29 protein-coding genes are annotated in these 26,157 nt (G+C 64.5%); 20 read left to right on the top strand and 9 right to left on the bottom strand.

Annotated features, from left to right (window positions below; all coding sequences use genetic code 11):
- The first annotated feature begins 9 nt into the window (after positions 1-9).
- From C1720_RS02590 to coaD, 10 genes are all read left to right on the top strand, one after another.
- On the top strand, positions 10-1,119 hold the full coding sequence (locus C1720_RS02590) for a SctD/MshK family protein (protein WP_146006838.1): 1,110 nt from the start codon (positions 10-12) through the stop codon (positions 1,117-1,119).
- A gap of 94 nt (positions 1,120-1,213) precedes the next feature.
- Positions 1,214-1,516 (top strand): hypothetical protein, encoded by a 303-nt coding sequence (locus C1720_RS02585; protein WP_050715693.1) that lies wholly within the window; start codon positions 1,214-1,216, stop codon positions 1,514-1,516.
- Between the two features lie 20 nt (positions 1,517-1,536).
- On the top strand, positions 1,537-1,947 hold the full coding sequence (locus C1720_RS02580; RefSeq protein ID WP_233199763.1) for a hypothetical protein: 411 nt from the start codon (positions 1,537-1,539) through the stop codon (positions 1,945-1,947).
- Entirely contained in the window at positions 1,947-2,786 is an 840-nt protein-coding gene (gene sctJ, locus C1720_RS02575; protein ID WP_082203233.1) for a type III secretion system inner membrane ring lipoprotein SctJ, read from the top strand. Before C1720_RS02580 ends, sctJ begins: the two co-directional genes overlap by 1 nt.
- A gap of 307 nt (positions 2,787-3,093) precedes the next feature.
- Positions 3,094-3,723, top strand: a complete 630-nt coding sequence (locus C1720_RS02570) for a hypothetical protein (protein WP_102283128.1) — start codon at positions 3,094-3,096, stop codon at positions 3,721-3,723.
- 81 nt (positions 3,724-3,804) lie between these two features.
- Complete coding sequence (locus C1720_RS02565; RefSeq protein ID WP_102283127.1) at positions 3,805-4,458, top strand: FliH/SctL family protein; 654 nt, start codon at positions 3,805-3,807, stop codon at positions 4,456-4,458.
- Positions 4,459-4,514: 56 nt separating this feature from the next.
- Complete coding sequence (locus C1720_RS02560; protein ID WP_102284457.1) at positions 4,515-5,822, top strand: FliI/YscN family ATPase; 1,308 nt, start codon at positions 4,515-4,517, stop codon at positions 5,820-5,822.
- A gap of 4 nt (positions 5,823-5,826) precedes the next feature.
- Entirely contained in the window at positions 5,827-6,342 is a 516-nt protein-coding gene (locus C1720_RS02555; RefSeq protein ID WP_050715698.1) for a hypothetical protein, read from the top strand.
- A gap of 193 nt (positions 6,343-6,535) precedes the next feature.
- Positions 6,536-7,117, top strand: coding sequence for a 16S rRNA (guanine(966)-N(2))-methyltransferase RsmD (rsmD, locus tag C1720_RS02550; RefSeq protein ID WP_233199761.1), 582 nt, complete (start codon positions 6,536-6,538; stop codon positions 7,115-7,117).
- Positions 7,114-7,614, top strand: coding sequence for a pantetheine-phosphate adenylyltransferase (gene coaD / locus C1720_RS02545; protein ID WP_102283125.1), 501 nt, complete (start codon positions 7,114-7,116; stop codon positions 7,612-7,614). Before rsmD ends, coaD begins: the two co-directional genes overlap by 4 nt.
- A 94-nt stretch (positions 7,615-7,708) precedes the next feature.
- Here coaD and C1720_RS02540 read toward each other — a convergent pair whose 3' ends face one another.
- A complete protein-coding gene (locus tag C1720_RS02540; protein ID WP_102283124.1) occupies positions 7,709-8,470 on the bottom strand; it encodes a hypothetical protein in 762 nt (253 codons plus the stop codon).
- Between the two features lie 562 nt (positions 8,471-9,032).
- Between C1720_RS02540 and C1720_RS02535 the strand changes: the two genes are divergently transcribed.
- From C1720_RS02535 to C1720_RS13580, 8 genes are all read left to right on the top strand, one after another.
- A complete protein-coding gene (locus C1720_RS02535) occupies positions 9,033-9,371 on the top strand; it encodes a hypothetical protein (protein WP_199170940.1) in 339 nt (112 codons plus the stop codon).
- A gap of 171 nt (positions 9,372-9,542) precedes the next feature.
- Positions 9,543-10,109 (top strand): dCTP deaminase, encoded by a 567-nt coding sequence (dcd, locus tag C1720_RS02530; protein ID WP_050715703.1) that lies wholly within the window; start codon positions 9,543-9,545, stop codon positions 10,107-10,109.
- 122 nt (positions 10,110-10,231) lie between these two features.
- Positions 10,232-10,546 (top strand): energy transducer TonB family protein, encoded by a 315-nt coding sequence (locus tag C1720_RS13585; RefSeq protein ID WP_050715704.1) that lies wholly within the window; start codon positions 10,232-10,234, stop codon positions 10,544-10,546.
- Between the two features lie 114 nt (positions 10,547-10,660).
- Complete coding sequence (locus C1720_RS02520; protein ID WP_050715705.1) at positions 10,661-11,221, top strand: FecR family protein; 561 nt, start codon at positions 10,661-10,663, stop codon at positions 11,219-11,221.
- Positions 11,218-11,820 carry an OmpA family protein gene (locus C1720_RS02515; RefSeq protein ID WP_102283121.1) on the top strand — a complete coding sequence of 201 codons (603 nt, stop codon included), beginning with the start codon at positions 11,218-11,220 and terminating at the stop codon, positions 11,818-11,820. The genes C1720_RS02520 and C1720_RS02515 overlap by 4 nt, the downstream gene beginning before the upstream one ends.
- A 429-nt stretch (positions 11,821-12,249) precedes the next feature.
- On the top strand, positions 12,250-13,317 hold the full coding sequence (locus C1720_RS02510) for an FAD:protein FMN transferase (RefSeq protein ID WP_102283120.1): 1,068 nt from the start codon (positions 12,250-12,252) through the stop codon (positions 13,315-13,317).
- Positions 13,314-13,526 (top strand): (Na+)-NQR maturation NqrM, encoded by a 213-nt coding sequence (gene nqrM, locus C1720_RS02505; protein ID WP_050715708.1) that lies wholly within the window; start codon positions 13,314-13,316, stop codon positions 13,524-13,526. The genes C1720_RS02510 and nqrM overlap by 4 nt, the downstream gene beginning before the upstream one ends.
- A 94-nt stretch (positions 13,527-13,620) precedes the next feature.
- Positions 13,621-13,776, top strand: a complete 156-nt coding sequence (locus C1720_RS13580; RefSeq protein ID WP_158241611.1) for a hypothetical protein — start codon at positions 13,621-13,623, stop codon at positions 13,774-13,776.
- 440 nt (positions 13,777-14,216) lie between these two features.
- Here the strand turns inward: C1720_RS13580 and C1720_RS02500 are convergent, their stop codons facing one another.
- The 8 genes from C1720_RS02500 to nosZ form a co-directional block, all read right to left on the bottom strand.
- Positions 14,217-15,077, bottom strand: a complete 861-nt coding sequence (locus C1720_RS02500; protein ID WP_102283119.1) for a pirin family protein — start codon at positions 15,075-15,077, stop codon at positions 14,217-14,219.
- Between the two features lie 58 nt (positions 15,078-15,135).
- Positions 15,136-15,837: a nitrous oxide reductase accessory protein NosL gene (locus C1720_RS02495; protein ID WP_102283118.1), complete on the bottom strand. Its 702-nt coding sequence runs from the start codon at positions 15,835-15,837 to the stop codon at positions 15,136-15,138.
- Between the two features lie 176 nt (positions 15,838-16,013).
- Entirely contained in the window at positions 16,014-16,514 is a 501-nt protein-coding gene (locus tag C1720_RS02490) for a nitrous oxide reductase accessory protein NosL (RefSeq protein WP_233199999.1), read from the bottom strand.
- Between the two features lie 101 nt (positions 16,515-16,615).
- Positions 16,616-17,434 (bottom strand): ABC transporter permease, encoded by an 819-nt coding sequence (locus tag C1720_RS02485; protein ID WP_199170939.1) that lies wholly within the window; start codon positions 17,432-17,434, stop codon positions 16,616-16,618.
- The gene (locus tag C1720_RS02480; RefSeq protein WP_050715710.1) at positions 17,431-18,450 is read right to left on the bottom strand and encodes an ABC transporter ATP-binding protein; all 1,020 of its coding nucleotides are present in this window, start codon (positions 18,448-18,450) and stop codon (positions 17,431-17,433) included. The genes C1720_RS02485 and C1720_RS02480 overlap by 4 nt, the downstream gene beginning before the upstream one ends.
- Positions 18,440-19,681 carry a nitrous oxide reductase family maturation protein NosD gene (locus C1720_RS02475; protein WP_233199759.1) on the bottom strand — a complete coding sequence of 414 codons (1,242 nt, stop codon included), beginning with the start codon at positions 19,679-19,681 and terminating at the stop codon, positions 18,440-18,442. The genes C1720_RS02480 and C1720_RS02475 overlap by 11 nt, the downstream gene beginning before the upstream one ends.
- Before the next feature lie 56 nt (positions 19,682-19,737).
- Positions 19,738-22,389 (bottom strand): NosR/NirI family protein, encoded by a 2,652-nt coding sequence (locus C1720_RS02470; protein ID WP_102284456.1) that lies wholly within the window; start codon positions 22,387-22,389, stop codon positions 19,738-19,740.
- Positions 22,390-22,552: 163 nt separating this feature from the next.
- Complete coding sequence (gene nosZ / locus C1720_RS02465; protein ID WP_102283115.1) at positions 22,553-24,538, bottom strand: TAT-dependent nitrous-oxide reductase; 1,986 nt, start codon at positions 24,536-24,538, stop codon at positions 22,553-22,555.
- Positions 24,539-24,792: 254 nt separating this feature from the next.
- On the opposite strand from nosZ, the gene C1720_RS02460 reads away from it, so the two are divergent.
- Both C1720_RS02460 and C1720_RS02455 read left to right on the top strand, forming a co-directional pair.
- Positions 24,793-25,227 (top strand): DUF2946 domain-containing protein, encoded by a 435-nt coding sequence (locus tag C1720_RS02460; protein WP_158241610.1) that lies wholly within the window; start codon positions 24,793-24,795, stop codon positions 25,225-25,227.
- A gap of 126 nt (positions 25,228-25,353) precedes the next feature.
- Complete coding sequence (locus C1720_RS02455) at positions 25,354-26,019, top strand: Crp/Fnr family transcriptional regulator (RefSeq protein WP_146006837.1); 666 nt, start codon at positions 25,354-25,356, stop codon at positions 26,017-26,019.
- The last annotated feature ends 138 nt before the right edge of the window (positions 26,020-26,157 follow it).

Here is a 26,157-nt window from a genome sequence, read left to right as displayed (position 1 = left end):
GGCTCCAGCATGACAGCACCCCTGCTTTACGAACTGCGCGTTCTCAGTGGCCGCCAGCGTGGCGCCACGTTTCCGATCAAGCCAGGTGCGCCGTTGCGCATTGGACAGGACTGGGCCAGCGATGTTGTGCTGCGCGCGGACAGTGCCGCCGCCGCGCGGATCGCTTTGCTGGATGACGAATCCGCGCTGGAGCTGCAGGTGGAAAACGGCAGCTCGCAGGTAGAAGAAGTCAGCATTGATGCAGGCCAGAAAATGGCTGTGGGCCTGTATGTGCCGTTTTCCCTGGGCGACGTGCAGCTGGCAGTGGGACAAGTGGGCGCGCCGCAATGGGGCGCACTGTTTGGCAACGCTACCCCGCAGCCGCTTGTGCCAGCTGAAACGCAAGGCAATGCCTTGCAGCCGATGCAGCCTGCCGCCGTAGCAAGCGCGCGTTGGGTGCGCCGCCTGTTGCAGGGCGGCGTGGCCCTGGTGGCAATTTCGGCTGGCGCACTGACCTTGAGCTGGGCCATGGATCGCCACCCAGGCACACCCGGCCAGCAGGTAGAGCAGATGCGCCAGAGCCTGCACCGCCTTGGCTATGCCACTCTGGATGTCGAAATCCGCGACGGTCAGCCTGTTGTCACGGGCTATCTCAATTCGGAAACCCAGCGCGCCGAGTTGGAGCAAGCCTTGGCGCGCACTTCCATGCGAAGCGTCCGTGTCATGCCGTGGATCAATGAACAAGTCACGCAAGGCGTGGCTGAAGTATTCCGGCTCAATGGCATTGCGGCGCAGGTCAAATCTGCCGGATCGGGCGTTGTGCAAGTCCACACACGCGAAGCCAACACTGAAAACCTGCAGCGTGCCGAAGCCGTAGCACGGCGTGATGTGCCAGGCCTGGTCAAGCTGGTGTCCGTCAATGACGCGCCGCCTGCCGCAGCCAAGGCTTCTCCCGTGGCGGCGGATCCTGGCAAGCGCGTGGCGGCCATTGTTCCTGGCGACCCTGCCTATGTGGTCACGGCAGATGGCACGCGCTACTTCACGGGCGCAGTGTTGCCTACCGGGCATCGCATCCAGGCCATTCAGGCCAATCTTGTTCAGCTGGAGCGCGATGGGCAAATCAGCCAGCTAACCTTCTGAGCTTTTTCTTTGTTTTTCCGGCGCAGACCGTTTCCTTGGACCGGCGGTCATTGCGTTTCATGCTTCAGGTCCCTGTCTCACAAAGGAGAGCAACATGAGCAACAGCGTATCCCCTCTGTCCGTGCTGGCGACTTCGCCCCTGACCGGCTCGCAACGTCCGGGCGGCAAGTCCTCCAGCTGGTATGAAGCCATGGCTGAAGCCTGGGGCAAGACGCTCAATGCCAAGGCCAATGAGATCGAGGTCGCGTCCGATCAGCTGGCCGAAGGCAATGACCGTCCCGAACACATCACCCGCATGACGGCGCTGGCTCAACAGATGGGCTTCATGTCCAACAGCGCCCATACCTCGCTGCAATCTGTGGGCACGGCGCTCGAAACGATGGCTCGCAAGCAGTAAGGGCCGGGAGCAGAAACCGCATGAATGCACTGTCATCCCTGATCCCAGCCGAGCAGGCGCTTGCCGCAAGCCAAAACGCGGGCGGCGCGCCAGCTTCCGTGCAGGCGGGCTATGGCGTGTCGCTGACCGACTTGTCGGGCTTCAGCGACGCGCTGGCTCGCGCTGATGGCACGCTGCACCCGCATGCCACGGCGCCCGCCGCCGAAACCATGCAGGCGCTGTTCAGGCCGCTGGAGCACATCAATGCCGAGGCGGCTTCGCTGTCCAAGCATGCTGAAAGTGCCATGGCTGCGGGCAATGACCTCACGCCCGGCGAGATGGTCATGCTCACCGTGCGCTGCCACGAATTCCTGTTTCACAGCCAGCTGACCGCCAACGTGGCCAACCGCACGTCTGACGGCCTCCAGCAACTGTTCCGGCAACAGGCGTGATGCGCGCGCTTTCCCGTCCGGCGCGTCCGGCTGCCGCCCATTGGCGGTGGCTAGGCGCACCTTTGATGGCCCTGCTGCTGGCAGCCTGCTCCCAGCAGGAGCTGTATGGCCAGCTCAGCGAGCGCCAAGCCAATGAAATGGTGGCGGTGCTGCGCATCGCTGGCGTGAAAGCCGACAAGGTCGCAGCCCGGGACGGCAAGACCTTCACGGTCACCACCAACCCGGGTGATTTCTCCCGTGCCGTTGAAGTCCTGCACGACAGCGGTTTGCCGCGCGATAACTTCGACACCCTGGGTCAGGTTTTCAAGAAAGAAGGCTTTGTTTCCTCACCGCTGGAAGAGCGCGCGCGCTTCACGCATGCCCTTTCGCAGGAAATCTCCCACACCATCTCCAGTATTGATGGCGTGCTGCAGGCGCGCGTGCATGTCTCCGTGCCTGAGAAAAATCCGCTGTCAGACAAGCCCGCAACCGCCACCGCTTCGGTTTTCATCCGCCACCGTCCGGGGCTGGACATGACGCAGCAGGTCGGCAAGATCAAGGCGCTGGTGGTCAATGCCATTGAGGGCTTGCCTTATGACAACGTCACCGTCGTTCTCTTTCCCGCAGAATCCATGCCCGTCGTAGCCAAGCCAGCGGCTCCCGCGCCTGCTTCCATCTGGGGAACAGATAGCTTCAAGCCCGTTGTGGCCATTGGCGCAGGACTGGGCGTTGCCGCCCTTGTGCTGGCCTGGTTTCTGGGTTGGCGCCAGCGGCGTTCGGCCAGTTCAGGCCATGCCTTAACGGTGCGTAATAGGGCGTCTTCGGCGCCCCCGCCGTCCAAATCCGCGCATTCTTCCTGAGCGTTCCGGGTGGCTCGCTGTTTGACATGAAGACACGAAGCCTCCGGGCCAGGCCACAGGCTCCAAGCCTGTGCCGCGCTGGCGGCTTCGTTTTTAGGCTGCCATGCGAGCCGTTTTCTTCCAATGCGCTGCTTCTTCAAAAAGAGGAGCGAATTTCAGGGGCGCAAAACGAGAAAGGTCCTAGTGCAATCGAGAGAACGTGCTATGAATGAAAGAGCAGAAACGCCTTCTTCCTTGCCTGAACTTCCCTCTGCTTGCCAGGCTTTGCCCATTGTTCCCAGACACCTTTTGGTCTCCTGCGACTGCCATGACCGACACGCTTGCTGAACCCGCCGAAGACGCCATCCAGCCTTCCCTTTTTGCCAGCATGGCCGGGCGGCGGCGCCAGCGCCTGGCGGCTGCCCGCCTGCTGGCGGGCACGGGCGCGAGCTGGCGCACGATTGACGCCTGCCCCGCCTGGGCCACCGCCAGCGAAGGCGAACGCCAGCGCCTGGCTGCCTTCGTTGGCGCGTGGTGGCTGGCTGATTCGCTGCGCGCCAGCATCGACGGCAAGCGCCTGGCCGCCGTGTGTGAAGTGCTGGGCGAAGACGGCCTCCAGCGCCTGTTGCGTGCCGAAAGCGGCGGTCTGGAGCTTGATGCAGCTCCGCCGCGCCCCGGCCTGACTGAAGCCAGCCAATGCGCTGACCAACTGCAGTCTTGCGGCCGCGCCCTGCTGCTGTGGGGTCTGCCCGCCGCGCTGCGCGCCCTGATGCCCGCCGCACTGGGCTGGCCCGCCCCTGAAGTCAATCAGCACCATGCTTTTGACGCCCACATCGACTGGGCGCGCCGCGCCATTGACACCGGCACGGCTGAAGCCGCGCGCTGCGTCCAGCCTGCCAGCCCGCCAGAAGAAGGCGAAGAAGGCGAAGAAGAGGCAGGCAATGCCGATGACGAATGAAGCAGGCGGCCCGCAAGCCGCCGCTTCAAAATCCGCCACCCGATAAGCCGCGCAAGGCGGCCCGCTTCCTGACCTCCCTTCATGAGCTACCTGCTTGCCCTGGATGACGCCTTCCCCGGCGCCATCGCCACCACTTCTCCCATCGTGCCCGCCAGCGAGCTGCCTGCGCTGCAAGACGCACTGGCCCTTTCCGCGCGTCTCACCCAGCTGTTGGCCACGCAGGAGCAGCAAGTCACCCAGGCTTGCGAAGAAGCCCGCGCCCAGGGGCGCGAAGAAGGGCTGGAACAAGGCCGCGCGCAGGCGCTGGAAAGCGGCGCGCAGGCATTGAGCGACACGCTGGAGAAAATCGCCCGCGAGCAAGCCGCCCAGCGCGAAGAACTGCGTGGTGCGCTCGTCACCCTGGCCTCATCCATGGTGCGTTGCATGGCGGCTGAACTCGCTCCGCCCGACGTGCTGGCCGCGCTGGCCGAGCGCGCTTTCGAGCACGTCGTGCCCGCGCAAAGCGTGCGCGTGCGCCTGGCCCCCGGCATGCTGGAGCCTGTGCAGACCCGCCTGGCCGCCCGCCAGCTGGCCCTGCCCGTGCAATGCCAGGCCGATGAGCGGCTGGGGCCGCTGGAATGCGTCATTGAATCGCCCACCGGCACGCTCATCGCCGGGCTGGAGGCCGTGCTCGACCGCACCGCCCAATCCCTTGAACTCTCGCGCCAGATGGCGCAGCAGCAGCGCGAATCGTGAGCAGCAACACCGCCCGCCCCCTGTTTGATGACGCCCTGGCCCAGGGCCTGCGCGTCATGCAGCCCCAAGTTGCCCGTGGCCGCGTGGCCCAGGCTTTTGGCACCACCTTGCGCGTCAGCGGCCTGCAAGCCGTCATTGGCCAGCAGTGCCTTATCCGCGATCCTGCACGCCCTCACGCCACTCCGCTGCGCGCCGAAGTCGTCGGCCTGCATGAGCACGAAGCCATCCTCGTGCCGCTGGGCCACCTGCAAGGCATCTCGATGGGCGCCGAAGTTGAAATCATGGAGCGCGCCTCCCTCATTCCCATGGGAGAAGCCCTGCTGGGCCGCGTGCTCAACGCCTTTGGTGAACCGCTCGATGGCCAGCCCCTGCCAGCCAGCGTGCCCCTGCGCTCCTTCTACAGCGAGCCGCCCAACCCGCTGCACCGCGCCCCGGTTGACAAACCCTTCATCACCGGCGTGCGCGCCATTGACGGCCTGCTCACCGTCGGTGAAGGCCAGCGCCTGGGCGTCTTCGCCATGGCCGGCGGCGGCAAATCCACTCTGCTGGGCATGCTGGCGCGGCAGGCGCGCAGCGACATCAACGTCATCGCCCTTGTGGGCGAGCGCGGCCGCGAAGTGCGCGAATTCCTGGAAGAAAGCCTCGGCCCCGAAGGCATGGCCCGCTCCGTTGTCGTCGTCTCCACCAGCGACCGCCCCGCGATGGAACGCCTGCGCGCCGCCCAGACCGCCACCGCCATTGCCGAAGGCTTTCGCGCCCAGGGCCAGCGCGTGCTGCTCATGATGGACTCCGTCACCCGCTACGCCCGCGCCCTGCGCGAAATCGGCCTCTCGGTGGGCGAGCCAGCCGTGCGCCGGGGCTTTCCGCCCAGCGTCTTTGCCGAGCTGCCGCGCCTGTTCGAGCGCGCCGGCAACGACGCCCACGGCTCCATCACCGCCTTCTACACCGTGCTGGCCGAAGACGAAGACAACACCGACCCCGTGGCCGAAGAAACCCGCTCCATTCTGGACGGCCACATCGTCCTCTCCCGCAAGCTTGGCCAGGCTGGCCACTACCCGGCCATTGACGTGCTGGCCAGCGCCAGCCGCGTCTTCACCCGCGTCACCAGCCGCGAGCACCAGCAGGCCGCCCTGCGCGTGCGCGCGCTCATGGCCAAACACGAAGAAATCCGCTTCCTGCTGCAAGTGGGCGAATACGCCCCCGGCAGCGACGCCCTGGCTGATGACGCCATAGCCGCCCAGCCCGCCATTGAAAACCTGCTGCGCCAGCGCCCCGACGAAGCCAGCGCCTTTGAAGACACCATCGGCCAGATGCAAGGCTTTGCCGCCTCCTCCGCCCGCAGCCGCGACATCCAGGTTGAATGACTGAATGAGCGGCGCCCAAGACCTGCCCCGCCAGCTTGAACAGGCCCGCCAGCTGGCCCGCCTGCGCCAGCTGCGCGAGCGCACCGCCCTGGCCGCCCTGCACGAAGCTGACAAAGCCCTCCTTCAGGCTGAAGAAGCGCTGGAGCGCCGCCGCGCCGCCCTGGCCCGCCTGAGCGAAGAGCGCGGCCAGCTCAGCCAGCGCATCGTCCATGAATGCGCCCCCGACCTGGGCCGCCTGGCCGCCTACATCGGCGCCATGACGGCCGACCTTGACGACCAAATCGAGCGCACCGAATACGCCATGCTGGACGACGAAGAAGCCCTCGACGAAGCCCGCAAGAGCCGCGAGCGCGCCCGCCAGGCCTGGCTGCGCGCCAGCGCCGCCGTCAATGCCGCTGAAACCCTCGTCACCGACACCCGCCGCGCCCACCGCCAGGCGCAAGAAGCCGTGCAAGAGCGAGAAGCCGAAGACGCCGCCAGCGCCGCCCACAGCCAAAGGCAGCAGCAGGAACGCGGTTAAAGACAGGCCATTATTAGCTCTTGAAACAAGAGCATGACGTCCTAGTGGAAACTGCGCAAAGCGGCATTTCAGATGCCCTGAATTTGCTCCTGTTTTTGATGCCATCTGGCGCTGTTGGGGGAGAAGTCCCCCCGGCTCTGCCGCGCGGAAGGCTATGCTGCCGGGCCAAGTTTTGCTCACGCCTGCTGCACTCATGTCCACGCTCCCTCACCAGATCCGGCTCATTGGCGGCCAATGGAAGCGCACGCGCCTTGGCGTGCCCGGCATGCCCGGCCTGCGTCCCACGCCTGACCGCGTGCGGGAGACGCTGTTCAACTGGCTGGGGCAAGACTTGGCGGGCTGGCGGGCGCTCGATGCCTTCGCGGGCACGGGCGCGCTGGGGCTGGAGGCCGCCTCGCGCGGAGCGCAGAGTGTGCTGCTGGTGGAGCAGGACGCGCGGCTGGCCGCCGCCTTGCGCCAGCATCAGCAGCGCCTTTCGGCCAGCGCCGTGCAGGTGCTGCGCGGCGATGGCGTGGCGGCCCTGCACGGCCAGCCTGCGGGCAGCCTGGATGTGGTGTTTCTCGATCCGCCTTTTGCCGCCGCCAGCCTGTATGCGCCCGCACTGGCCGCCGCCGCCAAGGCTTTGCGCCCTGGCGGCTTTGTCTATCTGGAAGCAGACGTCTCATGGCAGGGCCGCCCCGAAGCCGCTTTATTCACGCTGCGCCGCCACCTGAAGGCGGGCGCGGTGCATGCCCATTTGTTCTGCAAGCCCCTGCCCACGGAGGAAAAACCATGAGCCGCCCTGTCATCGCCGTCTATCCCGGCACGTTCGATCCCATCACGCTGGGCCATGAAGACATCGCGCGCCGCGCGCGCGAGCTGTTTGACGAGGTCATCATCGCCGTGGCCATCGCCCATCACAAAAAAACCCTGTTCACCTTGGAAGAGCGGCTGGAGATGGCGCAGACGTCGGCCCGGCAATGGCCGGGCGTGCGGGCGGAGCCGTTCGAGGGGCTGATCAGCCACTTCGTGCAAGCCAAAGGCGGCAAGGCAATGGTGCGCGGGCTGCGCGCGGTCACTGACTTTGACTACGAGTTCCAGCTTGCGGGCATGAACGGCGTGCTGGCGCCGGAGGTGGAGACAGTGTTTCTCACGCCGGGCACGCGCTACCAGTTCGTCAGCAGCACCTTCGTGCGCGAAATCGCCCTGCTGGGCGGCGATGCCGAGCAGTTCGTGGCCCCGCACGTGTGGCAGCGGCTACTGGAAAAACGGCGAAGCAGCGCCAAGCCCTGAGAACCCGTTTTCAAAAAAATCAAGCGGCATGGTTGGTTCTCTTGCTTAAAAGATTGCGAACAGGTTTTTAGCGCGAATTGCGCCAAAGCCGTTTTTACCCTTCGTGAATTTGCTCTTGCTTTTGACGTGTGACGTTCCTGCGCCGCCGCGCCGCCAATGCGCCTGCCAGGCCCAGAGCGCCTGAAAGGGCGGCCAGCGCGCCTGTTGATGCGGAGGGCACGGCGGCAGGCTGCTGCGGCAAGGGGCGCAGCGTGATGCTGATCGTGTCCAGCGCGAAGATGCGCCCGACGAAATTCATGCCGAATGGCCCCGAAAAATAGGGTGTGTGCGGTGTGCCGGTGCCTGTCTGGGACGCGAACTCCACCTTGTCCACGTCGCTGTAATTCAGGTTCAGGAATGTGGGGCTGCCCGCCGCAAGCGTGACGGTCCGTGTATCAACCACCGTGCCGGCGCGCGAGGCGGTGATCTTGACTTGCAGGTTGTTGTGCCAGACGGGTGTGATGTAGAGACTGTGCAAGTCAAACCGCCTGCCGCCGCTGCCGGTGATGGAGCCGGTCAACCCGTCATTTGGCGTTGCAGGCGGCTCGAAAGGCACAACGGCCAGATTGCGAGGCGTTTGCGCGCCATCGGTGTAGCCGGAGCCCAGGTATTGCCCGGTGCCAAACGGGTCTTGCATGGTGTTATTGGCGCACTCAAGGTTGTTCCACACCAGGCCGCCGTAGCCTGCGGCAAAGGTGTAGTCGGTGCGGGCGTTGCTGTAGTTGCAGTTCAGCTCGTCAAAGTTGATGATGGCCGCTTGCGCTTGCGCGGCTGCGATCAGGCTTGAGGCGATGATCAGGCGTTGCTTGAGGTGCATGTTTTTCTTGAAAAAATGTAATTTTAAGAATGGGACAGCGGCGGAATGGCTTCCCTTCCTCAAATTTTTACGGGTTTTTTCATGAACTTCAAAGGCAGTCAATGGTCCCGCTGCGCGCCTGCGTTCACCAATATTCACGGCACGTGGCGGCGTTAGCGAAAAAAGCTTCGCCGGTTGCCTACGGCGGCCATGAGGCTGTAATTCTTGCTCCTCCATTCATAGCGCGCAGTCCTAGTCAACAGAGCGCAAAGTCCGCTTTTATATGCTTTAAATTAGCTCCTATTTTTGATTTATGAGGCTGCTGTGCCGCCCATGTATCCGGCCTCGTCCGCTTTGTTGCAATTCAGGCTAAGCTGCCGCAAACCGTGCGGGCAAGCTTTTGTCGATGAAGGGGCAGAAAAGACGCGGCGGAAAAACCGGCGGAGATTGTCAGTGCAAGACCGAGAAACCTTCCCGGCTGTTTCAACCCGCAGCGCCGTCGAATGGTATGAATAAATGGTTTTGACAAGGAGAAAATGCAATGAAAAAGCGTGTATGCGCCGCAGGCGCTTTATTTTTGGCATTGGCAATGGCGCTGCCATGCGCGCCGGCCCTGGCGCAGGAGAAGGAGCAGGCTCGCAAAACCGACCACGCCGAGCCAAAACCTGTCCAGCAGGGCACATTGACCAATGAAAAATTGCAACGTGACGCCATGATGGGGGTCGCTGCCAAGGCAGGTGTGCTGGGCTGCGAAAAAATCACTGGCGTGCAGCCATTCGTGACCCGCATGCCCTCGGGGGAGCCTGGCGCGCGCAGCTGGCAGGAAATGTGGGTGGTTCAGTGCGGGGCCGCCAAACACAATGTGGTGATTGATTTCAGGGAGAGCGGCATGAGCGCGGCGGATTGGACCATCCGCCAGTGAACCGCCGCCGCTGGGCTGTGGCGAGGCGCTGGAGCCTGCTCATGATCTGGCCGTAGGCTGCGCTGAAGGGCCGCGCTTGTCCGTGCGCCGGAAACTCATGAGCAAGCGGCCTTCAGGCATCGCGCGGGCCTGCGGCAAAATGAATTTCCTTTTTGCCTCAGGTTTTTTTTCATGAGCATCAAAAGTGACAAATGGATCCGCCGCATGGCCGAGGAGCGCGGCATGATCGAGCCTTTCGAGCCGGGCCAGGTGCGGCAGGTGGACGGGCGCAAGATCGTCAGTTACGGCACTTCCAGCTATGGCTATGACATTCGCTGCGCGCCTGAATTCAAGATATTCACCAACATTCACAGCACGGTGGTGGACCCGAAGAACTTTGACGAAAAGAGCTTTGTCGATTTCGAGGGCGAGGTTTGCATCATTCCGCCCAACAGCTTTGCGCTGGCGCGCACCGTGGAATATTTCCGCATTCCGCGCAACGTGCTCACCATTTGCCTGGGCAAAAGCACTTACGCGCGCTGCGGAATCATCGTTAATGTGACCCCCTTCGAGCCGGAATGGGAGGGCTATGTGACCCTGGAATTCAGCAACACCACGCCCTTGCCCGCCAAGATTTACGCAGGCGAAGGCTGCGCGCAGGTGCTCTTTTTTGAAAGCGATGAAGTATGCGAAACCTCTTACAAGGACCGGGGCGGCAAGTACCAGGGCCAGGTGGGCGTGACGCTGCCCAAGACCTGAAGCCGCCCATGCGCACGCTGCCCCTTCTTTTTTGTGTCAGCTTGCTGGCTGCTGCATGTGGCGCGCCGCCCCGTGCGGCGGATGCGTCAGCGCGCCAGCAGCCCTATCCAGCCTGCGCACCCATGCCCACGTCCGCCGACCGGCAGGCCGCCTGGCAGCCTGTGCCGAAAGGGCAGGCGCGCGAGAACATTCCCCGCGTGCTGGTGAAGGTGCTGGTTGAAACGAATGGCTGCGCTTCCAGGGCCGAGATCAGGCAGTCCAGCGGCTACCCCTCGCTGGACAACTACGCCGTGCGCCGGCTTCTGGCCACGCGCTTTCTGCCCGGCACGCGCAACGGCACGCCCGATGCCATGTGGGTGACAGTGCCCTTTCTCTTTGCGCCCAGCGGCATGGGCGTGCCCACGTTCGTCGTGCACGACGCGCCGCCCAAGTCATAGCGCATGGCGCGCAGCGCGCCGCAATACGTTGCGATACGCTGTTTCACGCAGCGCCGTCAAGATGCCTGCGTTAGCATTCGTCCACTTTTTGCAACCAAATGGGAGAAAGCACTGATGTTCACGTTCCGAGCAATCGCGCGGCGCGGCTTGGCGGCCTGTTGCGGGCTGATGGCCGCCGCCGCCCTGGCGCAGCCCGCACCCGCGCAGGAAGGCGCCCCCCAGCGGCCTGAACCTGTGGCGCAGACTCAGGCGCCAGCGGCCGAGGCGGCTGACAGGGCTTTCGTCATCACGCCGGGTGATGGACGGCTGGGCACTTTCAAGACCGTGCAAGGCCAGGTCACGCTGGCGCAGGGCGACACGCGCCGCGCCGCCGTGGTGGGCGGCGCCCTGCTGCCCCAGGAGCGCCTGAGCACGGGCGCAGACGGCATCGCTGCTGTCACCTTGCGCGATGGCACCGTGCTCACGCTGGGGCCTGATTCGTCGCTGGATCTGGCCGAGTTCGATTTCAACTCCACCACGCAGGAAGGCAGCATGTGGGTCAAGCTCGCGCGCGGCAGCCTGCGCGTGATCACCGGGCTGATTGCCAAGCTCCAGCCTGAAAAAGTCAAAGTCACCACGCCCACCGCCGTCATTGGCGTGCGCGGCACCGATTTCATTGTCGAGACCCGCCCATGAGGATTTCTCCGGATTCCCGCCCGGCCCTGTTGCCGCTCCTGCTGGCCGCAGCCGCGCTGCTGGCTGCCTGCGCTCCCGCCACCCGCGTCACCCTGCTGCCCCAGCCGGGCAGCGCCGTGGAAGTGCAAACGGGCGAGCGCCACGAGCGGCTGGATGAGGCTTACCAGACCCTGTCCGTGTCCACCCAGTCGGAAGTGGAGCGCGGCCACACCACGGCGCGCGCGGTGGAGCGGCGCATGGGCAAGCTGCTGGCCGCCGCGCCTGCGCCCGCGCAGCGTTACGCGCTGTACTTTCACACCGGGTCGGTGCAGCTCACGCCCGAATCCGAGGCCGAGCTGGACGCCGTGCTGGCCGAGGTGTCCAACCGCCCCGGCGCGGAAATCATCGTCACCGGCCACACCGACACCGTTGGCTCACTGACTGCCAATGACGAGCTTTCGCTCAACCGCGCCTGCCGCCTGCGGGAAGACATCATCGCCAAAGGCTTTCCCGCTGCCCGCATCGAGGCCGTGGGCCGTGGCGAGCGCGAGCTGCTCGTGCCCACTGAAGACGGCGTGGACGAGCCGCGCAACCGCCGCGTTGAAATCAAGGTGTACTGATCCGCACCGCAGCCACGGGCGGATGCGGGCCGCCTGAATCTTGCTCCTTGATTGATAGCATGAGGTCCTGGTGGAATGGGCGCAAGGGCCATTTTCAAAGTCTTTGAATTGCTCCTGTTTTCAGTGCTTCAAGCAGCCTGGCTGGCGCGTGACGGCCTTTGAGCGCCGCGAAGGCTGCCACTGGCAGAGACGCCCATTCCCGCCAGGCTTCATCGCTTTTGCTCTACGGCCCGGCCTTGATTTCACGGATTGGGCCAGCAAGCGGCGTGAATGAAACCGTCAGCCGCGAATATGGGCGAATAAATATGGGCGGATGCATGGGCGGATGCATGCGTGGCTTAACGGCCGTTCCGGCAGCAGTGTCTGCGGCTGGGGGCCGGAAGGCGCCTGGCCGCGCGCAAAATCAGCGGCTTTGGCAAAACATCATTCATGAATCCGCGCTGTTTTCTTCTCTGCCTGGCCTGCATGGCGGCGCTGGCGGGCTGCCAGCCGCAGCCTGCGTCCACCGCGTCCGTCGTGCGCATCGAGGGGCCGACGATGGGCAGCACCTACCACATCAGCTACGTGCCAGGCTCCGGCGGCCAGCCTGCCGCCGCGCAGGCGCAAGGGGCGGTGCAGGCGCTGCTGGGCGAGATTGACGCGGCCGTGTCCACCTACCGTGACGATTCGGATTTGGCACGCTTTAACGCCGCGCCCGCGCCGGTGTGCATGGACATGCCTGACACGGCGCTTGAGCTGGCGCGGCACGCGCTGGCGCTGGCGCAGCAAAGCGAAGGCGCGTTTGACGTGACGCTGCTGCCCGTGCTGGAGGCCTGGGGCTTTCGCCACGGCGCGGCGGCGCGGCCCGCGCACGAGGCGTCGCCCGCGCCCGCGCCAGCCGAGCTGGAGGCGGCGCGCGATCGCATGGGCATGCAGCATTTGCGCGTGCAGCCCGGCCAGTTGTGCAAGGACGCACCCATCCGCGTGGAATTCAACAGCATCGCCGCCGGCTACGCGGTCGATCGCGTCGCCAGCTACTTTGCGCAGCAGGGCGTGGGCAGCTATCTGGTGGAAATCACGGGCGAGATGAAAGCCGTGGGCCTCAAGCCCGATGGCGCGCCCTGGCGCATTGCCATCGAGGCGCCGCTGGAAGGCGAACGGCAGGCGCAGCGCATCGTGCAGCTCAACGGGCTGGCGCTGTCCACTTCGGGCGACTACCGCAACTGGCACGAGGTGGACGGCCAGCGGCAAAGCCACATCATTGATCCGCGCACGCTCGCGCCCGTGCGCCATCGCCTGGCCGCCGTCACGGTGGCCGCCCCTTCGGCGCTGGAGGCCGACGGCCTCTCCACCCTGTTCATGGCGCTGGGGCCGCAGCAGGGCTTTGACTACGCCCAGGCCAGGGGCATTGCGGCCCTGTTCGTCAGCCGCCGGGAAAATGGCGCAGGCTTCGCTACCCGGGCCACGGCGGCTTTTGACGCGGCCTTTGGCGCATCACCTCAAGGAGAAAAACCATGATCTGGCTCATCGCATTCATCGTCATGCTGCTCGTGGTGGCGGGCATGGCCATTGGCGTGATGGCGGGGCGCAAGCCCATCGGCGGCTCTTGCGGCGGTCTGGCCAATGCCGTAGGCATTGACCACGCCTGCACCTGCGGCAAAGCGCCCGGCTCCTGCGGCGGCGGGGCCGCGCCTTCAGAACAAAGGTCAGAAGCGCCGCCCGCGTGAGAGAGCCTGTTCAAAAAGCTGGCCGCAAGGCGGGCGGCCCGGCCAGCTGGCGGCCTGCGCCTTTTCCGGCTGGATGGCGGGCAGGCGCGAAAGCATGCTGGATGGCATCAAAACAGGAGCAAATTCAGGCCCCCCGGAAATGGCGATTGCGCCTATTTCACCAAGACGTAACGCTATGAAAGAAGGAGCGAACATGAACGCTTCGTCAGCGCCGCCCTGGAAGGGAAAAAGCAGCGCGCAAGGCTTCTGAACGTCTGCTTGCCGTCGGTCCGTAGGCGCAAAAGCGCGGACTTGAACGCTCTTGCGGCCCTGCAAACTCCTGCCGGATTGCAAGGCGCGCCTGCGCTTTGCGGGCCATCACTCAAGCGCCGCCCTCGCGCGGCCAGACTCTGAACGGGTTCCGAAGCGCCGCCCCCGGCCCCTTTCCATCGCGGATGCGCCCCGTTCCGCCTCATTCATTTCTGCCGAGCGCAGACTCCCGCGCTGGCACGAAAGGAAAGCAGGCGCAGCGCCAAATCCGCTCTTGAAATCAGAGCATCAGGTCTTGGCGGAATCAGCGGGAATACCCATTGATGGCCCGCCGAATTCGCTCCTGTTTTTGATGAATGAAGCCCCTGCCCGCTCCAGGAAAGCTGGCCGCCGGGCCGCGCGCCGGGGCCGGGGCGTCCGTTCACGGCCAGGCTGCGGGCGTCAATCCAGCGCGGACAGCGCGCCGAAAGCGCCTTGCGCGAGAGCCTGCTGCATGTGGGCAAGCTGCTCGGGGGTGTTCATCACCAGGCCGTCCTGGCCGCTGATGGCTTCGTTCAGCGGCTGGGCGCTGACGAGGATGGCGCGCACGTCTTCATCGCCTTCGGCGTGCAGGCCGGCTTCGTCGCCGAAGGCATCGAGCATGGCCGTTTGCAGCGGCCCCACGGGGTGCAGCCAGTGGCTGATGCGCAGCGTGCCCGTCAGGGTCAGGAGCACGGCGTACCAGCCGTTTTGCAGGGGCAGGCTGGTTTTCTGGCCGGCTTTGAGGGTCAGGTCCCACAGTTGCAGGGATTGCACGGTTTCGGCGGGGCCCAGCTGGCCTTGCCATTCACCGGCGATCAGGCGCAGGCTGCCTGTTTCGCCGGGCAGGCTCAAGGCAGGGATGCTTGCACTGCGGATGAGCTGGCAGTGCGGCTCGGTGAGCTTGTATTGGGCGGGCAGGTTGATCCAGAGGCTGACTTGCTCCAGCGGCGCGCCGGGCGCGGGGCGTTCTTCGCGCAGCAGGCCACGGCCCGCGCCGTTCCAGAGCACGTCGCCAGCGGCCAGCGTGTGGTCGTGCCCGGCGCTGTCGCGCACGCGCAGGCCGCCCTGGAGCAGGAGGGTGACGCATTCAAGGCCGCAAAAGGCTTGCGCGCCGGTGCTGGCGCCCGCTGGCGCGCTGGCGCAGGCGGCGTGGGTGGCGCGAATGGCGGCATTGGTCTGGCGGCCCATGCCGTCATAGGTGAAGAAAAGCTGCTCTTCAAAGGCATTGCCTACGGGGTGGGGAGAGAGGGCGCGCGAGACGCCGACGACGACTTTTTTCATGGTGGCCGGAAAAATCGTGAGAGAAAAGGTGGAAAGAAACCGCCGCAGCAGCAGGAAATCAGGGCGCTGCGGCGGCAGCGCCGTGGCTGGCGTGGTTGTGCGGGCCGCCGCGCTCTTTGGACAGGGCCTCGAGGATTTGGGGCGTGATGCGCGCCCAGGGCAGCGCCTGGCCGCCGCGCTTGGCGGCAAAGCGTGCGGCGTCTTCCTCGCGGGCGAAGGCGGGCAGGTCGGGCGTGCGCATGGGGCCGCGCACTTCGGAGCCGTGCACGAACCAGGCTTGCTTCAGCGGCGTCCACTGGCCGCTGGCGGCATCCGTCACCCAGCGCGATTGCACGTCGGCCTCGCTGCGGTTGGGGCTGTAGCGGCTGACGTTGGCCAGAAACAGCAGCAAATTGACGGGCGAGTCGAAATACTGCGCCGAGTGGTCGGTGTAGATGATCTGGGCGGCCCAGCGCGGGTTGCGGGCGGGGAACATGCCGCAGACGGGGCAGCGCGCGTCTGGCGGCACGGGGCGCGGGGCTTCGGGCGGCAGGCCGCTGGCGGGGTCGTAAGGGGTGGGCGGGGCGACGATGCAGACTTCATCCAGCCCTTCGTCGCCCGCTGGCGGCTGCCCGGGCGCGGCGCGGCGCAGGGCCAGGCCCGCCGCGCCTGCCGCAGCCAGCGCGCCAGCGCCTGCCAGCCAGAGCCAGCGGCGGCGTGTGAGGGGCGTTTTGGCAGAGGCGGCGGCAGCGGGCGGGGTCAGCAAAGGCGGCTGGCTCATGGCGGGCTGAAGAAGGGCGTGATAACAAGGACAGGAGCAAATTTGAGGGGCCAAAACTGGCTTTCGCGCCCATTCCACTAGGACCTCATGCTATGAATCAAGGAGCGAAATAGAGGGTAAAACCGGCCCTGCTTCCGGGCGTTTTTCAGGCGCTGTTCAGGCACATGGAGCGGCGCTCACATGCTGTTGTCCAGCCCGGAGCCGCCGCGCAGATCAATCATTTCAGGGGTGATTTCGTTCATGCGCAGCAGCTTGCCGCCGTATTCGGCGATGAACTTTTGCGCGTCTTCTTCGCTGCTGAAGGTGCCCAGGGTTTCGCCCATGGAGCCTTTGCGCTTGCTGCCTTGCACATAAAGGGCGGTGCGCGCGTCGATCCAGGCGCCTTTGGGGTTGTCCCAGTCGGCGCGGCCCATGTCTTGCACATAGACGGCGTTCACCTTGCGGATTTGCTCGGGCAGCAGCAGGGTGTTGAGCACTTCGATGGTGTCGCAATAAAACCAGGGACGGTCTTCGCCCGCGTAGTGAATCTGGCCCTTGGGGCCGGGGTAGTCGGTGAGCAGCATGCCGTCCAGCTCGCAGGAGGTGGAGGCGGTGATTTCAACGGGTTCGGTGCTGACGGCCTGGCTGCCGGTTTCGTTGCTGCACGCCGCCAGCGGGGCGATGGCTGACAGGGCCATCAGGCCCAGCAGCACGCGGCGCTCGGAGCAGGCTTCATCACGGGCATGGGGCTGGCCGCAGTGGCAGGCGGCATGAAGGGGGCGAAGGCGAAAGAAATCGCTCATGTCTTAAATCTCCATTTGGCAAGGGCCAAGGGTATGGCAATCCAGCCGGCCATGACGGCGGCCAGCACGTCCAGCCGCAGCAGCACGGGCGGCACCACGCTGACCAGCCCGTAGGCGCTGCGCACGTCTTCAGCGGAAAAGACGTTGAGGATGCGGAAAACGTCGGTCGGGTTCAGCAGCAGCAGGTAGGGGAAGATTTCGCCGCCGTAGCGCCCGGCAGTGCCCACCAGCACGCCCAGCAGCGCCAGGTCAAACACCAGCACGAACAAAAACCACAGGATGATGGCCGCGCCCGAAGCGCGCGTGCGGTCGCGCGCCAGCACCGAGATGAGCACGGCCAGGCTCAAAAAGGCCAGCCCCATGAGCAGCGCGCTGATCACGAAGCCCGAATAGTGAAAAAGCGCCCGCGTGCCGAACTGCCCCGCCAGCACCACGCCCACGGCGGCCAGCCCGGCCAGCATGGCCAGCGCCAGCGCCAGCGCCAGGCCCAGGTATTTGCCTAGCAGCAGCTCGCCGCGCGTGATGGGGTAGGCCAGCAGCAAGTCGAGCGAGCCGCGCTCGCGCTCGCCCACGATGGCGTCAAAGCCCAGCAGCAGGGCAATGAGCGGCACAAGGTAGATGACGAGGCTGACCAGGCTGGTGATGGTGAATTCCAGCGAGCGCAGGCCCACCGTGCCCTGCTGCGCGCCGCCCGCGTAGGTGATGACGAGCGAAAACGCGGCGAACACCAGCGCCACGGCCAGCACCCAGCGGTTGCGCAGACGGTCGCGAAATTCCTTGGAGGCCAGGGTGAGGACTTGACGGGGCTGGATCATGCGGCTTCCTGTTGGGTTTGCGGGCGGGGTTGCGGGCGGTTTTGCGCGCTGGCGGCCACGCCTGCGCCGCCTTCGCTGAAGAACATGTCTTCCAGCGAGGGGGCATGCACTTGCACGTCGGCCACTTGCGGCGCGGCCAGCAGGTGGCGCAGCAGGGCCATTTTTTTCTCGCGCGGGGCGCGAAGGGTGAGGGTCTGGCCGTCAAAAGCGTGTGCGAAGCCGGCCAGATCGGGCGGCCAGGCGGCCATGAAGCCCTGGGCCTGCCCGGCATCGACGCCAGCGGCCAGGCTGGCCTGCACCGTCAGCGGCAAATCGAAGATGGCGCGCAGCTCGTCCAGCGTGCCCAGCGCCTGCACCTTGCCGCTGGCCATGACGGCCACGCGGTCCACACGGTTTTGCAGCTCGGCCAGGATGTGCGAGGTGAGCACGATGGTCAGCCCTTGGTCGCGCAGCTCGGCCAGCGTGTCCCAGAAAAAGTGGATGGCGTGCGGGTCCAGCCCCGTGGTGGGTTCATCCAGAAACAGCACGCGCGGCTGGCCCAGCAGCGCCTGCGCAAAGCCCAGGCGCTGGCGCATGCCCTTGGAGTAGGCGCGCACCGGCTTTTTGCCCGCCGCGCCCAGGCCCACGCGCTCCAGCAGCGCGGGGCAGCCTGCCGCGTCCACGCGCTTGAGGCGCGCGAAAAAGCGCAGCGTTTCCAGGCCGCTGAGGTTGTCCCACAAGGCCACGTTTTCGGGCAGGTAGCCAATGCCGCGCCGCACTTCGCGCGCGGCGCGGCCGTGCACGGGCTGGCCGCCCACTTCAATGCGGCCGCTGGTGGGCGCAAGCAGGCCGAGCATCATCTTGAACAGGGTGCTTTTGCCTGCGCCGTTGTGGCCGATCAGGCCGAACACTTCGCCGCGCCGGATGTCGAGCGAAACATCGTCCACGGCGGTGAAGCGGTCAAAGCGTTTGGTGACGCCGCGCAAGCGAATGACGGCGTCGCCCCCGCCGGGGCTGCTGCTGGTTTCATCGGACATTGGGGTTTTCCTTTTGCACGCGCGCGCGCCATTTGGCCCATTCGGTGGAGCGCGGCAGCATGCGGGGGTGGTTTTCCACGACGCTGGGCACGCGCAGCACCGGAAACTGCTGGCCCACCAGGCGCAGCGCCTGCACGGCAGGGCTGCCCAGCAGCATTTGCACGGCAGGGTAGCGCCAGCTGAGGCGGTCCACGATGTCGTTGGCTTCGTAGGGAATGTCGCCCCGGCCGTCGTGGTCGCGGTCCCAGCCGCGATAGTTGCTCCAGTAGTTGCCTTCGGGGCCGCCCCATTGCTGGTCGCGCGTGAGCACGTATTTGACTTGCAGGCGGTTCTGGATGAAGTCGTTGCCGTCCCAGGTGTTGCGCGCCGCGCCCGCCAGATGCACGCCGGTGTAGTTGTCGGCCACCACGTTGCCCAGCATCTTGGTGAATTCCACGTCATAGACGAAAAAGCCGCGCTTGTTGCCCATGACGATGTTGTTTTCCACCACTGCGTCTTGCAGGGTGCGCAGCATGATGCCGTGGTCGATGTTGTTCCACGCGCGGTTGTTGCGGATGGTCTGGTCGCGCACTTCCATCAGGGCCAGGCCGGCCTGGTTTTTCCAGGTGTCGTTGTCCTCCCACAGGTTGTAGTAGGAGTTCATGTAGTGCGTGCCGTAGCGGCTGTGGTGCAGGTTGTTCTTCTGGAAGATGGCGTGGTGCGAAACGTCGATATAGAGCGCGTCGCGCACGAAGCTGATCTGGTTGCCGATGATGCGCGCGCCCTTGGTGTTGTAGAGCTGGATACCGTTGCCGCGCCGGGGGCTGTCGTAGTCGCGCTTGCCGGTGATGTTGTTGTGCAGCACTTGCACGTCATCGGCTTTTTCAATCCACATGCCAAACAGGTTGTAGGCCAGGTAGCAATGCTGCACTTTGGCGCGGTGCGCGCCGGGCTGAACGTAGATGCCAGCGTTTTGCTTGTAGCGGTTGTCGCCGGAGTTGGCGACGATCATGCCTTCGATGACAACGTCGGGGGCGATGACGCGGATGGTGTCGTCCTTGCCGCTGCCATCGACCGTGGGGCGTTCGATGCCGCGCAGCGTGACCGTTTTGTCGATGCGCAGGTTTTCCTGGTAGCGGGCGCGCTGCACTTCGATGACATCGCCGTTTTGGGCGCGGTCTATGGCCGCCTGGATGGACTCGCCCGGCCTGACCGTGAGCGTGGCCGCTGCGGCATGGCCCGCCAGGGCCATGCCCAGGAAGGCTGCGGCCAGCCGTCTCTTCGCGGATGGTCTGAAAACGCCGCCCTTCATGCAAGCGTCCACAGACCGGTGAACGCCAGCAGCCAGAACAGCGCCGCGCCAATGAGCAGGTTTTTGAGGCCCACGTAGCTGATCATGTCCATGACGGTGGCCTGCCGCCACACGCTGCCCCACCAGGGGCCGTCCTTGACGTAGGGCTTGCTCTTGAAGCGCACGAGCACTTCAAACACGCTCCAGCCAAACCACACGCCGATCACGAGCATGGGCGAGGCGCTGCCGCCTGCGGCCAGCAGCCAGACCAGCGTGGCGCCCAGCGCCGCCGCTACGCCCAGCGCCACCACCACGTGGCTGGCCTGCCAGCCTTCGCGGCTGAAGGGCCAGAGGTGCTCCACCACTTCGCCCAGCAGGCGGCGCACGCCATGCAGGTTTTCCACGGAGGGATGGGCGCGCTTGCTGGGCCAGCGCGGGTCAGGCTTGATGGACAGCAGCTTTTGGGCATTGAGGCGCTGGCGGTCTTCCTCAATCGGAACGATGGGGATGTAGTAGCCGTCGCGTGCAATGGCTGTCATCGGTTCGCCCGCGCGCTCGCGCGCCTTGCGCTCCTTGACCAGCGGCGGGCAGCCGGCGCTGTCGGTGTAAAGAATCATGCAATCCATGCAGTGCATGCACTCGCGCTGGTCGATGCGCCCATCGGCGTCAATGGCCAGCGCGCCGCAGCCTTTGGCGCAGGCTTTGCAGGTGTTGCAGTCCGCCTTGCGGCGCAGACCGAACCAGCGGAACGTGGTCGGCATGGCAATCGACGCGCCCAGCGGGCAGACGTATTTGCAATAAGGCCGCTCAATAAAGATGGACAGCCCCAGAATCACCAGCACAAACGTGGCAAACGGCCAGCTGCGCTTGGTGATGCCCACAAGGAAGGTGGTCTTGAACGGCTCCACTTCGGCCAGCTTTTCGGCCAGCCCCATCGAAAAGAGCGACACCACCACCAGGCCGAAGAACACGGCGTATTTGATCCACTTGAGCCGGTCATGCAGCCACTTGGGCGGCAGGAACTGGTAGCGCTTCAGCGGCGTGGCGCCCGCAATCTTGTGCAGCCCTTCCTGAATGGAACCGAAGGGGCAGGTCCAGCCGCAAAACAGGCCGCGCCCGAACAGGAAGATGGTCACGAAGATGAAGATCCAGTAGAGGAACAGGAAAGGATCGCTCAGGAACAGATCCCACTCCCACTTGAACAGCAGCGAGTGCAGCCAGGTCAGCACTTGCGTGACCGAAGGTTGCGCCATCAGGCCAAAACCCACCCAGAAGATGAAGATGGCCCAGAAGGTGAACTTGAAGGAATTGACCGGCCACTTGTTTTTGTGCGTGGAGCGGCGCGTGAGATGGTCGCGCAGGGCATACACCACCGTGACAGCCACCAGCAGCAGGGCGAACAGCACGATCTGCGGCGCGCGCTGCTTCCACACTTTCACCCATGTGGCCTCGGGTACAGCGATCTTGGGATGGCCGCCCACCAAATACTGCTCAGGCAGCCAGTAACCCTTGTCAAACACCGTGAACACGCGCTGGCCCGTGGCCGGATCGCGCTTGTTGCCCAGAAAGATCAGCTTCCACGGATACGCCGCCGAAAAGGCAGGCGAACGCACGATGAAGATGCTGGATTCGCTGAACTTGGGCGCGCCTTTGGCCTTGAGGGTGTACAGGTTCACGGCATCGCTGTCCTTGAAGGTGAAGATGTCGTTGTCCTGCCGCACCTGCACGCGGTCATAAATGCCGCCGCGCACGAAGCCCGAACCTTTGAACGATTCGGCTCCCGCCGTGCGAATGATGAAGATGGCGTTTTGCCCTTCCTTCATGCGCCCTATCAGGTTTTTCCAGGTGTCCTCGCCCAGCAGCGCCGGACCGACGACGGGCGAATTGAGCGAGCCGAACCACAGCTCAATGAAAGGCACGTTGCTTTTTTCAAGCCCCACCTGCTCTGGCTTGACCACCAGCTTGCCTATTGCGCCCTGTTTGACCAGCGTGTCCCAATCCGGCAGGGGCTGGCCAGCGGCAGGCTCCACATAGCGCACCGGCTCGCGCACCAGCGGCTCGATGATGCCCACCTGCCGCGCCACGGCCGCGCCGGAAGTGGTGATGACCTGGTTTTGCGCGATAACCGTCACCGTAGCGCCGGAAATGGCGTCCACGCCCAGCACGCCTTCATCAGGCCGGGTCTGGCCCACTTCAATCTTGTCCTTAACGGATTTGCCGATGTACTGGGCATTGAAATCAAGCAGCGCCGACTCCGGGATGCCCAGCAGCAAGATGGGTTCGGAGTGCTTGATGACTTTGACGCCAACGTATTTGCCCTCCGTGTCCATGCCGATCAGCGTGACCACCGGCTTGCCCGAATAGGCGGGCGTGTCGGTGATGTCGGTAGAGAGCATCACGTAGCCGAGCTTTTGCTTGCCATCTTCGCCGCCGTAGGCTTCCACGTAGGGTGGCTGGCCCATGCGTTCGGAAAACGAGGTTGCCCCCGGAAACACGTCCTTGCACGGCAGCAGGGCGCACATGTCCTTGGCCGTGGCCAGCCCCGGCGGCAGGGGCGCTTCGTAGGCTTGCGAGCCGCCTGCGCCCTGCCCGGCGGCCTGCACCGCCAGCGCCGCCAGTGACAGCGCCAGCCCTGTCAGCATCTTGCGAGCGAGTGTTTCGATTTTCATGAGCCAATACATCCTGGGATTTAGAACCTGTTCACAGCCTGTCCGTGAATAGGCTCTTACAAAAACCGAGGGGCCAAGCCGTCACCAGCTCAAGCCCCTTTTTTATTTTCTACTTTTGCGGGCAGGCCCGATGACCCGCCCGTTTACCTGCCTGCCAGGGGCATCAAGATTCAACGATCATGCGTCCGCGCATTTCCAGGTGCAGCGCGTGGCAGAAGTTGGTGCAGTAGTACCAGAACACGCCTGGCTTGTCCGCCTTGAAAGTTACAGACTTGGTTTCCTGCGGATTGACAATGAACTGAATGTTGTAGTCAGGCAGGCCAAAGCCGTGCGTCAAGTCCTCCACGCGGTCAATGTTGGTGAGAATCACCGTCACTTCATCGCCCAATTTCACCTTGAACACATTGGGCTCGAAAGCTGGCGCGAAAGACACCATACGCACAGTGACCTTGTTGCCATTGCGGGTGACGCCCGCTTCTTCCGCGCTGGGCACCGCCAAGGGGAAGTCTTCCATGTTGTAGATCTGCTTGGGATTAAGCCACTCGCGCTTGAAGATCACGAAGTCGTGCGGCTCGCCGCGCACCGGCGTGTCATGCACCAGCACCATGCGCTCGCCCGTGATGTCGAGCAACTGGTCGTTTTCGGCATGCAGCGGGCCGACAGGCAGGAAGCGGTCCTTGGAAAACTTGTTGCCTACGCCCATCCATACGCCATCAGCCGCACTGGTTTCAGCATGCGTCGCACTAATGTGACCGGGCTGGTACATCACGTCGATCTTGTCGATAACGGGGTTGATGTTCTTATCACCAGCGTATTTCTTGATGGCCTGTTCAACGTTCCATTTGCAAATCTGGCTATCCAGGAACAGCGTGGTGTAGGCATTGCCCCGGCCATCGAACGTGGTGTGCAGCGGCCCCAGGCCCACTTCCACTTCAGCCACCACGGCCTTGGCGATGTCGTCCAGCTTGCCGTCAAACCAGTCCAGCACCTTTTGCAGCTCGATCACCGTGCAGGTGGGCGAAAGCTTGCCGGAGCACACGAAATACTTGCCGTCGGGTGAAGCGTTCACGCCGTGCGGGTTCTTGGGTACGGGCACGGGCACAGCCAGCGCCGTTTTCGGATCCTTGTTGGCTTCCGCGCGGCAGTCCACCACTGGAATCTTGTTGTTGCCCAGATGGGTGAATTTGCCGTCCTTGATGGCCTGCTCAATGCGCGCTACATTGAAGAACAGACAAGCATCCACTTCAGCCGACATCATGTCGGGATAGGTTACGCCACCTTCGGTGTTGTACTGGTTGGTGGCAGCCAGCTTGCCGTCGTATGAGGTAGCCACCAAATCGCAGTTGCCGTCGATGCGGGCCTGCCACTTGACCTCCATCTTCTCGGAATCCACACAGGTGAATACGCAGCCATAGTTCGCGTCGTCATTGACGGTGTTGTTGTCAATTTTTTCCAGCGGCACACGAAATTCCTGGCCGCAGAACACGCGCGTGGTGTAGTTGACGCTGGGATCCACCGGATCGCGCTTGTCCGGGAAGATGCCGTGGAAGCCCTGCACATGCGGCAACTTGAGAATCTTGTCCGTCACCATGTAATCCAAGCGCACACGCACCAAGCGGGCGTTGAGCTTGTCATTCACGAAACAGTATTTACCGTCGTAGATGCCGTCTTTATATGAGCAGTGCACGTGGTGCGTGTCGCCCGTGGTGAACTCCAACGTGCCGTCGGGCTTGGTGCCCATTACGGCTTTGGATTCATTGGTGATTCCCCATCCCACCAGCGCATCCGGGCAGCAACCAGGCACACGAGCCAATTCACGACCGGAAGGAATGCCTAGCACGCGCAAATCGCCCGTGTGGCCGCCACTCCAGATGCCGTAGTGCGTATCCAGCTGGCCTGGATGGATTTCAATGCTGCCCGCACCACCCACGAAGCCGCGCGTCTCGGGCGCTGCCGTGATTTCAGTTTTTGGCGCCGCCTTAGGCGCAGCCGCTGGCGCCGCCGGAGCAGACGCAGCGCTGCCCTGCGTGTTTTCCTTGCAGGCGGCCAAGCCGACCGTGACCGCGCCCAGCGCAGCGGCCGAATTCAGGAAGCGGCGGCGACCCAGGTTGGCCGCCACATCCAGCGCTTTTTTTCCAAGCAGACTCATTTCAGACTCCTTTCGTTTCGTGGATCGATATATCCGGTTTTGACTATACAAACAGCTAGCAGCCTTTAATTGACCTTTGTCAATTTCAGGTTTTACGTCCTGTAGCCACGTCAATTTCTTGATGCTGCTCAAAGAGCCAGGCCTTGTCTGGCAACGGTTTGTGTTGGGTTCATAAAATGAACTCGAATGGGTTTTTTCGCATTTCGCGCCGCTGCTCTCTGTCCAACGCGCGAACCGGCTTGACAACTGCGCTCATGAACCGCCGCACCGGCCTTCCTCGTGGCTTTCCCCGCTGGCTCGTCTGGCTGACGGCCTGGGTTGTCGCGTTGTCTGCGCTGGCGCCTACCGTCTCGCGCGCGCTGGCGAGCGCCGGCAACGCGCAATGGGTGCAGGTTTGCACCTCCGAAGGAACCCGCTGGATCGCCCTGTCTGACGCAGACAACAGCGCAGACAGCGCCGCCGGTGACGGCCAGGCCGGCAAAACCGCCCTGCACCTTGACCACTGCCCGCTGTGCGTGCTGATGGGCGAGCGGCTGGCCCCGCCTGCCGCAGCGCCCGCCCTGGCGCTGGAACGCATGGCGTACGCCGCTCCTGTTGCCGTTTTGCGGCACGCCGTTTGGGCGCAGCCCGTGCGGGCGGCCCATCCGCGCGGGCCGCCCGCCTTGCCCGCCTTCTCCTTCGCGGCCTGACCCTTCGGGAAGGGCCGCGCCCTTCTTTCACGGTCTTTTTCCTGCCGCCATCCCCAACTCCGGCCAACGGCTTGCGCGTTCGCGCACTGGCCGCGCCGCGCGGCGGCAACCCAAGGAGCATCGGCAATGAACTTCTCTTCCTTCCAAATGCCTGCGGCAGACGCGCCGGGCTTGGCCATCCTGCCCAAAGGCGCTGGATCTCACGCGGAACCTGACGCGGCGCGCGGCTTTCCCGCCTCTCTTCCGTCCGCTTGCGCCCAGGCCCAGGCACAACACTGGGGGCTGTCGCTCGCCCCCGGCCAGCAGCTCATGGCCGCTGGCAGCCAAGGGCCGCTATGGCGCGTGGCCGAAGGCTGGCTGGCGCTGATTCAGCCTGGCGGCGACGGCAACGCGCTCGTGCAACTGGCCGGGCCGGGCGACATCGCCGGCATCGCTGCGCTCAGCGGCAATGCCTACCGCGAAACCGCCGTGGCGCTGACCGCCGTGCGCGCCAGCCCCGAGCTGTGGCGGCACGAGAGCGACCGTCTGCTGCTCATGCACGCCGTCATGGCCCAGCAGCAGCGCCAGGCCCGCGACATGGCCCGTCTGCGCACAGGCGCCGTGCAAGGCCGCCTGCGCCACTTGCTCGCCATGCTGACGGCCGGCGAAGGCCTGCTGCCCCGCAAAGCCCTGCCGCAACTGCGCGATCTGGCCCAAATCATTGACGCAGCTCCCGCCACCATTTGCCGCGAGCTGGGCCGCCTGTTCCCTGAAACTACCCGCCAGCCGCAAGACAGCGCCTGCGTAGCCTGAAAGAGCAAAGGAGCCGTACATTTGCTCCTGGCTTGATAGCAATATGTCCTAGTGGGGGCAGCGCAAAACGGTATTTATGCCCTTTGTATCTGCTCCTGTTTTTTTTTTGATGTCTGCACCTGCCAGAAATTCTTCCTG

Origin of the sequence: Ottowia massiliensis, assembly GCF_900240305.1 — a bacterium.
GTDB lineage: Bacteria > Pseudomonadota > Gammaproteobacteria > Burkholderiales > Burkholderiaceae_C > Ottowia > Ottowia massiliensis.
Note: the sequence above shows the minus strand (reverse complement) of the source record. Positions and strands in the feature narration are given on the sequence as shown.